We start from the raw sequence: 12,476 nt of genomic DNA, 5'->3' as shown, positions 1-12,476 counted from the left end.
TCCGGGGTTCCGGAGGGGGGTCGCACACGCCCGTTCGGCCGTCTGCCCGTGTGCCGCGGCCCCTTCCTGACGCACCCTCACCGGCTCCGCGCCGGGGCCTCCCGGAGGGACGGCGCGAGATGTCGGGGAGGGGCTCCGCGGTGGCCCTCCGGGCGGGGTGGACGGAGCGGGCGGCGGGGCGGGGCGGCGGGCCGCCAAGTGGGGCGGGCGGCTGCCGGACGGGGCCGGCGGGGCGGACGCGGCCGGGTCGCGGGGCGGGCGGGGCGGGGCGAGGAAAGGGGCAGGGCCTACCGTGGGCGGATGCCGTACTTCGACGCCGCGTCCGCCGCTCCGCTGCACCCCGTCGCCCGCCAGGCGCTGCTGGCCTCCCTCGACGAGGGGTGGGCGGACCCGGCCCGGCTCTACCGCGAGGGGCGGCGGGCCCGGCTGCTGCTCGACGCGGCCCGGGAGGCGGCGGCGGAGGCCGTGGGCTGCCGTCCGGACGAACTCGTATTCACTCCTTCGGGGACACGCGCGGTTCACGCGGGGATCTCCGGCGCGCTCGCCGGCCGTCGGCGTGTCGGCGACCGGCTCGTGGTGTCCGCGGTCGAACACTCCTCCGTCCTGCACGCCGGCGAGGTCCACGCGGCCGCCGGCGGCACCGTCACGGAGGTGCCCGTGGACCGGTCGGGAGCGGTCGACCCCGCCGTCTACGCCGCCGCCCTCGGCTCCGGCACCGCCCTCGCCTGCCTCCAGTCGGCCAACCACGAGGTGGGGACCGCCCAGCCGGTGGCCGAGGTGGCCGACGCCTGCCGGGCCGCCGGCGTCCCCCTGCTCGTGGACGCCGCCCAGTCCCTCGGCTGGGGAGCCGTGGAAGGCGCCTGGTCCCTCCTCGCCGCGAGCGCGCACAAGTGGGGCGGACCCGCCGGCGTCGGGCTGCTCGCCGTCCGCAAGGGAGTCCGGTTCGCACCCCAAGGCCCCTCCGACGAACGGGAGTCGGGCCGGGCGCCGGGCTTCGAGAACCTCCCCGCCATCGTCGCGGCCGCCGCCTCGCTCCGGGCCGTCCGCGCCGAGGCCGCGGCCGAGGGCGCCCGCCTCCGCGGCCTCGTCGACCGCATCCGGGCGCGGGTGCCGGAGCTCGTCCCCGACGTCGAGGTCGTCGGCGACCCGGCCCGGCGCCTCCCCCACCTCGTCACCTTCTCCTGCCTCTACGTCGACGGCGAGACCCTGCTCCACGAACTCGACCGCGAGGGGTTCTCCGTCTCCTCCGGCTCCTCGTGCACCAGCTCGACGCTGACGCCCAGCCACGTGCTGCGCGCGATGGGCGTCCTGAGCGAGGGCAACGTCCGGGTCTCCCTCCCCACCGGCACGCCCTCCGACGACGTCGACCGGTTCCTCGACGTCCTGCCCCGCGTCGTCGCCGCCGTCCGCGACCGCCTCGGCGCCCCCGCCGCGCCCTCCCCCTCCTCCTCCCCCGCCGCCGGCCCCCTCGTCGTCGACGCGCTCGGCCGCCGCTGCCCCATCCCCGTCATCGAACTCGCCAAGATCTTCCCCACCGTCCCCCTCGGCTCCACCGTCACCGTCCTCTCCGACGACGAGGCCGCCCGCCTCGACATCCCCGCGTGGTGCGAGATGCGGGGACAGGAGTACGTGGGCGAGCGCGTCTCCCCCGCGGGCGGGGTGGCGTACGTGGTCCGCCGGGTGGCCTGAGCGGTACGGCGGCCCGGGCCGGGCAAGACGTCCCGCGCTCCTTGCGGGCGCCGGGTGCGGCACCAGGGCCGCACCCGGGGTGGGGTTACGGGAGGTGGGGGTGGATTTCGGTGGCGGCGGCGTGGCCGTAGGCCTTGGTGAAGCGGTCGAGGAAGTTGGCGCGGGCCAGCGCGTACTCCTGCGTGCCGAGCGTCTCGATGACGAGCGTGGCGAGCATGCAGCCGACCTGGGCGGCGCGCTCCAGGCCGACGCCCCAGGAGAGGCCGGTGAGGAAGCCGGCGCGGAAGGCGTCGCCGACGCCGGTGGGGTCGACCTTGGCGTTCTCCTCGGGGCAGCCGACCTCGACGGGGGTCTCGCCGACCCGCTCGATGAGGACGCCGCGCGAACCGAGGGTGGTGATGCGGTGGCCGACGCGGGAGAGGATCTCGGCGTCGGTCCAGCCGGTCTTGGACTCGATGAGCCCCTTCTCGTACTCGTTGGAGAAGAGGTAGGTGGCGCCGTCCAGGAGGGTGCGGATCTCCTCGCCGTCCATGCGGGCGATCTGCTGGGAGAAGTCGGCGGCGAAGGGGATGGAGCGGGTGCGGCACTCCTCGGTGTGGCGCAGCATCGCCTCGGGGTCGTCGGCGCCGATGAGGACCAGGTCGAGGCCGCCCACGCGGTCGGCGACGGCCTTGAGCTCGATCAGCCGGGCCTCGCTCATGGCGCCGGTGTAGAAGGAGCCGATCTGGTTGTGGTCCTTGTCGGTGGTGCAGACGAAGCGTGCGGTGTGCAGGACCTCGGAGATGCGGACCGAGGTGGTGTCGACGCCGTGCCGGTCGAGCCAGGCGCGGTACTCGTCGAAGTCGAAGCCGGCGGCGCCCACGAGGAGGGGGCGGCTGCCGAGCTGGCCCATGCCGAAGCAGATGTTGGCGGCGACGCCTCCCCGGCGCACGTCGAGGTTGTCCACGAGGAAGGAGAGGGACACCGTGTGGAGCTGGTCGGCCACGAGCTGGTCGGCGAACCGGCCGGGGAAGGTCATGAGGTGGTCGGTGGCGATGGAGCCGGTGACTGCGATACGCACGGCGGGGTGCTCCTGCGGGAAGGCGGTAATGACAGTTCACGCTACCCGCTGGGGCGGCGCCTGCCGAACAGTGGAAACTACCCCAGAGTAGGTCTTTTCTCCGGAGCGGTGCGGTGCATACGGTGCGCCCATGACCACGTACCCCGCTCCTCGCGAGCGACACGAGTCCGAGCTGAGCCTCGCGCAGCTGTGCGGAGACAGCGCCCGGATGGCCCCGCACTGGGTCGCCCCGGTCTCCCCCGTACCCGCGCCGGTCTCTCCCGCGTTGATCCACGGGGTGGTCGTTCCGGCCGCTTCGGCACGGCTGATCGCCGCCACCGCGGAGTACGGCGGCTGACGGACGGAACCGTCCGCGCGCCCGCTCCGTCCCACCCCTGTCCGATCGAGACGAGGGAGCGTTGCGGTGAGCGGTACGGAGAACGTACGGAGGCGACGGAACGTCCTCGCCGCCTCGGTGGCGGCGGGAGTGCTGGTCGCCGGTGGCGGCGGGGTCTACCTCGCGGTGGCCGCGACGGCGGACGGCGGGTCGTCGCCGGACGCCGTGGACAGCCGGTCCGGTGAGGCGGGCGCCCAGCCGCCGCCGCTGCGGCTGGACGGCGGCAGCGGCGGTACGGGCGGCGGTCCCGGCATCGCGCCCGGCGAGCCGGACCCGAGCGGCGGCCCGAACGGGACCGTCTACACAGCCAAGGGCCCCCTCCCCCAAGGGCCCTCCTCGGCCGCGGTCCACCGGCCCGAGGGCCTGGTCACCTCGGCGGAGGTGACCAGGCTGGCCGAAGCGCTGGGCCTCTCCGGCCGCCCCGCCCTGGAGGGCCAGGTGTGGACGATCCGGCCCGAGAAGGACGGTTCGGGCCCGCGGCTCGACGTGGCGCGGAAGGCGCCGGGGAACTGGACGTACTCCTGGTTCGACGGCGGTCCGGTGGGCGACTCCTGCCTGAAGGGCAAGGCCTGCCCGCCGCCCGGCGAGGCGAAGCCCCCGCGCGGCGGTACGCCCCTGAGCGAGGCGGCGGCGAAGGCGGCGGCCGCCCCGGTCCTGAAGGCCCTGGGCCAGGACGACGCGAAGCTGACCGCGACACAGGTGATGAACGGTGCGGTGCGGGTGGTGAACGCCGACCCGGTGGTCGGCGGGCTGCCGACGTACGGCTGGTCGACGGGGCTGCACATCGGGCCGGACGGGGTGCCGGTCGCGGGCAGCGGGATGCTCAAGGAGCCGGCCGAGGGCGCGACGTATCCGGTGGTGGGCGCGGAGAAGGCGCTCGCCCTGCTGAACGAGGACGCGAAGGGCACCGGTCCGGTCGGGATCGGCGGCTGCGCGACCGATCCGCCGGCCTCGGTCGACGGCAGCGGCCGGGTCGAGCCGCCGGCCGACGGGGGCGGGAAGCCCGGTCCGGCCGTGCCGTGCCAGACGATCGTGGAGCGGGCGGAGCCGGCGGAGGTCCCCGTGACCGGGGCGGTCTTCGGCCTGTCGGCCCGGGACGTGGCGGGCGAGCGGGTGCTCGTGCCGGCGTGGCTCTTCACGGCGGACCCGGTGGACGGGGCGCCGTACACGGTGGCGGAGGTGGCGGTGGCGCCGGAGCGGCTGGCGCCGCCGGTGCGGCCGTCGCCGCCGGAGGAGGGCACGGCGCCGGCCCGGCAGGTGGAGTCGTACCGGGCCGGGGACGGCGGCCAGAAGCTGACGGTCACCTTCTGGGGCGGGGTGTGCAGCACGTACACGGTGACGGCGGAGGAGTCCGCGGAGCGGGTCGCGGTCCGGATCGCGGAGGCGCCGGCCGATCCCGACCGGGTCTGCGTCGCCATGGCGGTCGAGGTCACGAAGACGGTGACGCTCGACTCCCCGCTGGGTGCGCGGCCGGTGGTGGACGCGGCGAGCGGGCAGCCGGTGCCGCGGCGCTGACGGGCCCTCGCCCCGGCGCCCGACGCGGGAGGCACGTACACAGGACGCACGTACGCCGGAGGGCGGCGGCCCGGGAGGTGATCCCGGGCCGCCGCCCTCCGGCGCGTACGGGTTTAGCTGAACGAGTCGCCGCAGGCGCAGGAGCCCGTGGCGTTCGGGTTGTCGATGGTGAAGCCCTGCTTCTCGATGGTGTCGACGAAGTCGATCGAGGCACCGCCGAGGTAGGGGGCGCTCATGCGGTCGGTGACGACCTTGACGCCGTCGAAGTCCTTCACGACATCGCCGTCGAGCGAACGCTCGTCGAAGAACAGCTGGTAACGCAGGCCGGAGCAGCCACCGGGCTGAACGGCGACGCGCAGGGCCAGGTCCTCGCGGCCTTCCTGGTCGAGGAGGGCCTTGACCTTGGCCGCGGCGGCGTCGGACAGGAGGATGCCGTCGCTGACAGTGGTCTTCTCGTCCGATACGGACATCTGCTTCTCTCCCGGTGTGTACGGAGACTGCTTGCCGACGGTTGCAACCGGCGGTGTCCCGGATTCATTCCGGGGCGAGCGTGGTCTTTCTCCTTTCATGCTCGCACACCCTGTCCACGAGTGCGGACGGCGAATTCGTCACATCGACACTATGGACATCGTCAACGTGACGTGAAGCGGTTATGATAGATAGCGTCATTTAGACGAAAAGGTTTCCCCCGAAGACCCGAATGAAAGGGTGCGTGACGTGACCACCGCCCAGCCCCTGGATGTGCAGCCGACGCCGCTCGCCCTGCTCCTGCTCGGCCGCGAGGCCGACCCGAAGAGCGAGCGCGGCGTGGAGTGTCCCGGCGATCTGCCGTCCCCCTCCGACCCCGACCTGGTGGAGCGCGCCCGCGCGGCCAAGGAGAAGCTCGGGGACAAGGTCTTCGTGCTCGGCCACCACTACCAGCGCGACGAGGTCATCCAGTTCGCCGACGTCACCGGCGACTCCTTCAAGCTCGCCCGCGACGCGGCCGCCAAGCCGGAGGCCGAGTACATCGTCTTCTGCGGCGTGCACTTCATGGCGGAGTCGGCCGACATCCTCACCGGCGACGACCAGAAGGTCGTCCTGCCCGACCTGGCCGCCGGCTGCTCCATGGCCGACATGGCCACCGCCGAGCAGGTCGCCGAGTGCTGGGACGTGCTGACCGAGGCCGGCGTGGCCGACCAGGTCGTGCCCGTCTCGTACATGAACTCCTCGGCCGACATCAAGGCCTTCACCGGCAAGCACGGGGGCACCATCTGCACCTCGTCCAACGCCGAGCGCGCCCTGGACTGGGCCTTCCAGCAAGGCGAGAAGGTGCTGTTCCTGCCGGACCAGCACCTCGGCCGCAACACCGCCGTCCGCGACATGGGCATGTCCCTGGACGACTGCGTGCTGTACAACCCGCACAAGCCGAACGGCGGCCTGACCGTCGAGGAGCTGCGCGCCGCCAAGATGATCCTGTGGCGCGGGCACTGCTCGGTGCACGGCCGGTTCTCGCTGGACTCGGTGAACGACGTCCGCGAGCGCATCCCGGGCGTGAACGTGCTGGTCCACCCCGAGTGCCGGCACGAGGTCGTCGCCGCCGCGGACTACGTGGGCTCGACCGAGTACATCATCAACACCCTGGAGGCGGCCCCGGCCGGTTCCAAGTGGGCCATCGGCACGGAGCTGAACCTCGTCCGGCGCCTGGCGAACCGGTTCGCCGACCAGGGCAAGGAGATCGTCTTCCTCGACAAGACGGTCTGCTTCTGCTCGACGATGAACCGCATCGACCTGCCGCACCTGGTCTGGACGCTGGAGTCCCTGGCCGAGGGCAACCTCGTCAACCAGATCCGGGTCGACGAGGAGACGGAGACCTTCGCCAAGCTGGCGCTGGAGCGGATGCTGGCGCTGCCGTAACGGTTCTCCCCCGCATGACGCCCGAAGGGCGCCCCGCACGGTCGCGGGGCGCCCTTCGGCGTACACGGCGCCGTCAGACGTCCAGGGCGTCCAGCAGCGAGGTGTCCGTGTCGGTGTTCGCCTCGGTCGGCTGCTCCGGGATCTCCGTCCCGGCCTTCTTCGCCGCCTTGCGCCGCGCGCGGCGCTCCTTGCGGAGCTCCACCATCGCGTAGAGCGTCGGGACGAGGAGCAGGGTCAGCAGCGTCGAGGTGATCAGACCGCCGATCACCACCACGGCCAGCGGCTGGGCGATGAAGCCGCCCTCGCCGGTGATGCCGAGGGCCATCGGCAGCAGGGCGAAGATGGTCGCCAGGGCGGTCATGAGGATCGGGCGCAGCCGGTGCCGGCCGCCCTCGACCACCGCCTCGACGACTCCGAGGCCCTGGGCCCGGTACTGGTTGATCAGGTCGATCAGGACGATCGCGTTGGTGACGACGATGCCGATGAGCATCAGCATGCCGATCATCGCCGGGACGCCCATCGCGGTGCCGGTGGCCACCAGCAGGCCGATCGCGCCGGTCGCCGCGAACGGGATCGAGACCAGCAGGATCAGCGGCTGGACCAGCGACCGGAAGGTCGCCACCAGCAGCATGAAGACGATCGCGACGGCCGCGAGCATCGCCAGGAACAGGTTGAGGAAGGCCTCGCTCTGGTCCTCGGAGACGCCGCCGATGGTGGCGGTGGCGCCCTCGGGCAGGTCCAGCGCACCGATCTTCGACTGGAGCGAGGCGCTCACGGCGCCGGTGTTGTCGCCGACCGGCTTGGCCGTGATCGTGGCGGCGCGCGCGCCGTCGATCCGGGTCATGGAGACCGGTCCGGGGACCAGCTCGACGGTGGCGATGTCGCCGAGCCTGACCGGGCCCAGCGGCAGCGCCTTCAGCTCGGCCAGCGTGGTGGCGGGCCTGGCGGAGGTGATGAGGACGTCCCGCTCGCTGTCGCCGAGGATCGCCTTGGCGGCCGGGGTGCCCCGGACGGCCTGGGCGACGATCATGCCGAGCGAACCGGAGTCGAAGCCGGCGTCGGCCGCCCGCGCGTCGGCCCGGACGGAGATGCGCGGCACCGACTGGGAGAGGTCGCTCTGGACGTCGGTGACGTCCTTCATGCCGGCGATCGCGGCGCGGACCTGCTCGGACGCCGTCTTGAGGACCTGCGGGTCGGCGGCCTTGACGACCACGCTCAGGTCCTGGCTGCCGAAGCCGTCGCCCGCGGCGATGGTGGTGTCGCCGATGCCGTCGAGGGCGCCGAGCGCCTTCTCCAGGGCGGCGCGGGTCTTCTCGTAGGAGTCGGCGTCCTCCAGGCTGACCTTGTACGAGGCCTGGTTGGCGCCGGTGCCGCCGCCGAAGGCGGCCATGAAGCCGGAGGAGCCGACGGTGACCTGGTAGTCCTTGACGCCCTCGGTCTCCGCGAGCACCTTCTCGATCTTCTTCGCGGCCTCGTCGGAGGCGCTCAGGCTCGTGCCGGGCGCCAGCTCCTGGCGGATGCTCAGCACCTCCTGCTCGCCCTGGTCGAAGAAGTTCGTCTTCAGGAGCGGGGCCATGCCGAAGGTGACGACCAGGACGGCGAACGCGATCGCCAGGCTGGTGAGGCGACGGCGGGTGGCGAAGCGCAGGACCGGCACGTACATCCGCTGCAGCCGGCTCTTCTCCTCCTTCTCCTCGGCCAGCCTGCGGGCCTCCGCCAGATCGTCGGGGGTGCCCTTGGGGGCGCGCAGGAACCAGTACGACAGCACCGGGACGACGGTCAGGGAGACGAGCAGGGAGGCGAGCAGGGCCGCCGTGACCGTCAGCGAGAAGGAACCGAACAGCTCGCCGATCATGCCGCCGGTCAGACCGATGGGCAGGAAGACGGCGACGGTGGTGAGGGTGGAGGAGGTGACGGCGCCCGCCACCTCGCGGACCGCGGTGATGATCGCGCTCTGGCGCTCCTCGCCGTAGCCCAGGTGCCGCTTGATGTTCTCCAGGACCACGATCGAGTCGTCGACGACCCGGCCGATGGCGATGGTGAGCGCGCCGAGCGTCAGCATGTTGAGCGAGAGGTCGCGGGTCCACAGCACGATCAGGGCCAGGACGACCGAGAGCGGGATGGAGACCGCGGTCACCAGCGTCGAGCGGATCGACGCGAGGAAGACGAGGATCACCAGGACGGCCATGACCAGGCCGAGCGCGCCCTCGGTGGTGAGGCCGGAGACGGCCTTGGCGACGGCCGGGCCCTGGTCGGAGACGACGGTCAGTTCGGCGCCGGCGCCGAGGTCGCGGCGCAGCTCGGGCAGCTTCTCCTCGACGGCGTCGGAGATGGTGACGGCGCTGCCGTCCTTGTCCATGGTGGCCATGACGGCCAGGCTGGGCTTGCCGTTGGTGCGGGTGAGGGAGACGCGGGGCGACTCCTCCTGGCGGACGGTGGCGACGTCGCCGAGGCGGACGGCCTTGCCCTTGCCGGGGACGGCGGCGGGGATGCGGAGGTCCTCGATCTGGCGCAGCGAGGTGTAGCCGCCGCCGACCTGGATCGTGCGGGACGTGCCGGCCTCGGAGAAGGAGCCGGCGGGCACCGTGGCGCCGCCGGTGCGCAGGGCCTCGGCGAGCTTCATCGAGGTCAGTCCGGCCGCGGCGAGCTTGCGCTCGTCCGGCGTGACGGAGACCTGGAGGTCCTGGACGCCGTCGATGGAGACCTGTCCGACGCCCTCGATGTCCTCCAGGGCGGGGACGACCGTCTTGCGCAGCTGGTCGGCGAGGGCCTGCGGGTCCTTGTCCGAGGAGGCGGCGAGGACGACGGTGGGGATGTCGTCCGTCGAGCCGGCGATCACCTGCGGGTCGACGGAGTCGGGCAGCTGCGCGCGGGCGCGGTTCACGGCCTGCTGGACGTCGGCCACGAGCTGCCTGGTCGACTCGTCGCCGTAGTCGAAGGAGGCCATGACGACGGCCATGCCCTCGGAGGCGGTGGAGGTGACCGACTTCAGGCCGTCGACGGCCTTGAGGTTGCTCTCCAGCGGCTCGACGACCTGCTTCTCCACCACATCGGGAGAGGCGCCCTGGTAGGGGGCGAGGACCGAGACCATGGGCAGCTCGATCGAGGGGAACAGCTGCTGCTTCAGCTGCGGGATCGCTATCGCGCCGAACACGATCGCGACGATGGACATCAGCCCGATCAGGGCCCTTTGCGCGAGGCTGAATCTCGACAGCCAGGACATGGGGTCTCTCTTCTGTGGCGTACTCGTCGTCGGGCGGGAGCCGCCGTGATCCCGGCCGGGATCCGCCGGAGCGGCCGGAGGCGCCCCCCGCCTATACGATCTGCCATCCGCGGCCGGAAGTCCTCGGCCCCCGGGTCCACATCCTTATGCCGCGCATACCGCGTCTGGAGTACGCCGGAGCGTCCGCTCACTCCACCCTCGGACGTACCAGTCCCGATTCGTAGGCCGTGACCACCAGCTGGGCCCGGTCGCGGGCGCCCAGCTTCGCCATGGCCCGGTTGACGTGGGTCTTCACGGTGAGCGGGCTGACGTCGAGCCGCTCGGCGATCTCGTCGTTCGACAGGCCGCCCGCGACGAGGACGAGGACCTCGCGCTCCCGGGCGGTCAGGGCGGCGAGGCGCTCGGAGCGGGCCCGGCCGCCCTCGCCGCCGGTCTCCGCGCCGATGCCCGCGCCCTGGGCGAGGAAGGTGGCGATGAGGCCCTTGGTGGCGGCCGGCGAGAGGAGGGCCTCGCCGGCGTGCGCGATCCGGATCGCGCCGAGGAGCTCCTCGGGCTCCGCGCCCTTGCCGAGGAAGCCCGAGGCGCCCGCGCGCAGCGACTGCACGACGTACTCGTCGACCTCGAAGGTGGTCAGCATGACGATCCGCACGTCGGCGAGGGCGGGATCGGCGGTGATCATGCGGGTGGCGGCGAGCCCGTCCGTCCCGGGCATGCGGATGTCCATCAGGACGACGTCGGCGCGTTCGGAGCGGGCGAGGTCGACCGCCTGCGCCCCGTCGGCGGCCTCACCGACGACCTCCATGTCCGGCTCGGAGTTCACCAGGACCTTGAAGGCGCTGCGCAGCAGGGCCTGGTCGTCGGCGAGCAGTACCCGGATCGTCATGTGTCCTCCCCCGTGCGGGACGTCACCGGCAGTATCGCCTGCACGCGGAAGCCGCCGCCGTACCGGGGTGCGGCGGTCAGGGTCCCGCCGAGCGCGCCGACCCGCTCGCGCATGCCGAGCAGGCCGTGGCCGCCGGAGGCGTCGGGGGTGCCGGAGGGCGGGGCGCCGTTGTCGAGGACGGTGATCTCGACCGTCCGGCCGACCCGGACGACGCTCACCTCGGCCGCGGCGTCGGGGCCCGCGTGCTTGCGCACGTTGGTCAGGGCCTCCTGGACGATCCGGTACGCGGCGAGGTCGACGGTGGCGGGCAGCGGCTTCTCGCCGTCGGCGCGGGCGAGGGCGACCGGGAGGCCCGCCTTGCGGAAGCTGTCGAGCAGCCCGTCGAGGACGGCGAGGCCCGGGGCGGGCTCGGTGGGCGCCTCGGGGTCGCCGGACTGGCGCAGGAGGCCGACGGTGGCGCGCAGCTCGTCGAGGGCGGAGCGGCTGGCCTCGCGGACGTAGGAGAGGGCCTCCTTGGCCTGGTCGGGGCGCTTGTCCATGACGTGGGCGGCGACGCCCGCCTGCACGTTCACCAGGGCGATGTGGTGGGCGACCACGTCGTGGAGGTCGCGGGCGATCCGCAGCCGCTCCTCGGCGACCCGCCGGCCCGCCTCCTCCTCGCGGGTGCGTTCGGCGCGCTCGGCCCGTTCCCGGATCGCGTCGACGAAGGCCCGGCGGCTGCGGACGGCGTCCCCGGCCGCGGCGGCCATCCCGGTCCAGGCGAAGACGCCCAGGTTGTCCTGGGCGTACCAGTGCGTCGGGCCGAAGGCCATCGCGGCGGCGGTGAGCACCGCCATGGTCACGAGGCCGACCCGCCAGGTGGTGGGCCGGTCGGTGCGGGCGGCGACGGTGAACAGCGCGACGACGACGCTCATGGCGATCGGCGCCGGCCGGTTGTCGCTGACCAGTTCGACGATGCTGATCGCGACGGTGAAGCAGAGCACGGCGAACGGGTTGCGGCGGCGCAGCACCAGCGAGGCGGCCCCGAAGACCATGATCAGGACGCTCCACCCGTCCGGCGAGTGGTCGCCGAAGGTCGGTCCGTCCGGGCTTCCGTGCGGGTCGGTGAACGATCCGGCGATCATGGAGACGAGCACGCCGAGGGCGAGCACGGCGTCGAAGGCCAGGGGGTGCGCGCGGAACCCGTCACGGACGCGGACGTACGGGGTCCCGGTGGCGGAGCCGGTGGGGGTCACGGGGCACCACGGTACGGGGCGCGCGGCGGCGGGGGTACGGGGCCCGGAGGCACGCGTGCGCGGGCGGGTGATCGTCCGGCGCAGGGAACGCGGCGGCCCCGCCACCTCGGAGGGTGGCGGGGCCGGCGGAGCGGAGGGCGGGGCGCGAAGGGGTCAGCCCGGGATGAGGCCGTCGTCGGAGAGCAACTCCCGGACCTCCTCCAGGCTCGCGTCCGGAGCCGGGAGGATGAGCTCCGAGGGTTCGAGGGCGTCGTCCGGGAGTGGCTCGCCGAGCCGCCGCACGGCGTCGAGCAGGGCCCCGAGCGTGCGCCGGAAACCCTCCTCGTCCCCCGACTGCACTTCGGCCAGCAGCTCGTCGTCGAGCTTGTTCAGCTCGGCGAGCCGGCCGTCGGCCAGCTGCCACTGGCCCTCCCCCATGATCCGTACGATCATGACGCGTCCTGTCTGTCGCCGTCGGCGGTCGCTACTTCTCGAAGCGCGGGTGGGACTGCTGGCTGCGGTCCTGGGGGGGGGGGGGGGGGGGGGGGGGGGGGGGGGGGGGGGGGGGGGGGGGGGGGGGGGGGGGGGGGGGGGGGGGGGGGGGGGGGTGGGGGGGGGGG

General features: G+C 73.4%; 10 protein-coding genes. 4 read left to right on the top strand and 6 right to left on the bottom strand.

Features of this window, described 5'->3' with window-relative positions:
• The first annotated feature begins 300 nt into the window (after positions 1 to 300).
• Positions 301 to 1,689, top strand: coding sequence for an aminotransferase class V-fold PLP-dependent enzyme (locus ACZ60W_RS31745; protein WP_469758852.1), 1,389 nt, complete (start codon positions 301 to 303; stop codon positions 1,687 to 1,689).
• 85 nt (positions 1,690 to 1,774) lie between these two features.
• Here the strand turns inward: ACZ60W_RS31745 and ACZ60W_RS31740 are convergent, their stop codons facing one another.
• Positions 1,775 to 2,749: a carbohydrate kinase family protein gene (locus tag ACZ60W_RS31740; RefSeq protein ID WP_469758851.1), complete on the bottom strand. Its 975-nt coding sequence runs from the start codon at positions 2,747 to 2,749 to the stop codon at positions 1,775 to 1,777.
• Positions 2,750 to 2,879: 130 nt separating this feature from the next.
• Between ACZ60W_RS31740 and ACZ60W_RS31735 the strand changes: the two genes are divergently transcribed.
• Both ACZ60W_RS31735 and ACZ60W_RS31730 read left to right on the top strand, forming a co-directional pair.
• Positions 2,880 to 3,086, top strand: coding sequence for a hypothetical protein (locus ACZ60W_RS31735; RefSeq protein ID WP_469758850.1), 207 nt, complete (start codon positions 2,880 to 2,882; stop codon positions 3,084 to 3,086).
• A gap of 66 nt (positions 3,087 to 3,152) precedes the next feature.
• On the top strand, positions 3,153 to 4,640 hold the full coding sequence (locus ACZ60W_RS31730; RefSeq protein ID WP_469758849.1) for a hypothetical protein: 1,488 nt from the start codon (positions 3,153 to 3,155) through the stop codon (positions 4,638 to 4,640).
• A 113-nt stretch (positions 4,641 to 4,753) separates the two neighbouring features.
• Here the strand turns inward: ACZ60W_RS31730 and ACZ60W_RS31725 are convergent, their stop codons facing one another.
• A complete protein-coding gene (locus tag ACZ60W_RS31725; protein ID WP_015033024.1) occupies positions 4,754 to 5,110 on the bottom strand; it encodes a HesB/IscA family protein in 357 nt (118 codons plus the stop codon).
• A gap of 247 nt (positions 5,111 to 5,357) precedes the next feature.
• Here ACZ60W_RS31725 and nadA point away from each other — a divergent pair, with 247 nt between their 5' ends.
• Positions 5,358 to 6,536: a quinolinate synthase NadA gene (nadA, locus tag ACZ60W_RS31720; RefSeq protein ID WP_469758848.1), complete on the top strand. Its 1,179-nt coding sequence runs from the start codon at positions 5,358 to 5,360 to the stop codon at positions 6,534 to 6,536.
• A gap of 73 nt (positions 6,537 to 6,609) precedes the next feature.
• Here nadA and ACZ60W_RS31715 read toward each other — a convergent pair whose 3' ends face one another.
• The 4 genes from ACZ60W_RS31715 to pspAA all read right to left on the bottom strand — a co-directional run bounded on the left by ACZ60W_RS31715 (position 6,610) and on the right by pspAA (position 12,309).
• Positions 6,610 to 9,759, bottom strand: coding sequence for an efflux RND transporter permease subunit (locus ACZ60W_RS31715; RefSeq protein WP_469758847.1), 3,150 nt, complete (start codon positions 9,757 to 9,759; stop codon positions 6,610 to 6,612).
• A gap of 187 nt (positions 9,760 to 9,946) precedes the next feature.
• Positions 9,947 to 10,642, bottom strand: coding sequence for a response regulator (locus tag ACZ60W_RS31710; RefSeq protein ID WP_469758846.1), 696 nt, complete (start codon positions 10,640 to 10,642; stop codon positions 9,947 to 9,949).
• On the bottom strand, positions 10,639 to 11,877 hold the full coding sequence (locus ACZ60W_RS31705; protein WP_469758845.1) for a sensor histidine kinase: 1,239 nt from the start codon (positions 11,875 to 11,877) through the stop codon (positions 10,639 to 10,641). The genes ACZ60W_RS31710 and ACZ60W_RS31705 overlap by 4 nt, the downstream gene beginning before the upstream one ends.
• Positions 11,878 to 12,030: 153 nt before the next feature.
• Positions 12,031 to 12,309 carry a PspA-associated protein PspAA gene (pspAA, locus tag ACZ60W_RS31700; RefSeq protein WP_469758844.1) on the bottom strand — a complete coding sequence of 93 codons (279 nt, stop codon included), beginning with the start codon at positions 12,307 to 12,309 and terminating at the stop codon, positions 12,031 to 12,033.
• Between the last annotated feature and the right edge of the window lie 167 nt (positions 12,310 to 12,476).

The organism is Streptomyces sp. NPDC104202 (assembly GCF_055584185.1).
This window is presented reverse-complemented; position numbering and strand designations above follow the sequence as displayed.

What these genes read in the sequence shown, in the direction of transcription:
- ACZ60W_RS31745 (WP_469758852.1), top strand. Translation starts at nt 301, where the DNA reads ATGCCGTACTTCGACGCCGCGTCCGCCGCTCCGCTGCACCCCGTCGCC.
- ACZ60W_RS31715 (WP_469758847.1), bottom strand. Translation starts at nt 9,759, where the DNA reads ATGTCCTGGCTGTCGAGATTCAGCCTCGCGCAAAGGGCCCTGATCGGG.
- ACZ60W_RS31725 (WP_015033024.1), bottom strand. Translation starts at nt 5,110, where the DNA reads ATGTCCGTATCGGACGAGAAGACCACTGTCAGCGACGGCATCCTCCTG.
- ACZ60W_RS31710 (WP_469758846.1), bottom strand. Translation starts at nt 10,642, where the DNA reads ATGACGATCCGGGTACTGCTCGCCGACGACCAGGCCCTGCTGCGCAGC.
- ACZ60W_RS31735 (WP_469758850.1), top strand. Translation starts at nt 2,880, where the DNA reads ATGACCACGTACCCCGCTCCTCGCGAGCGACACGAGTCCGAGCTGAGC.
- pspAA (WP_469758844.1), bottom strand. Translation starts at nt 12,309, where the DNA reads ATGATCGTACGGATCATGGGGGAGGGCCAGTGGCAGCTGGCCGACGGC.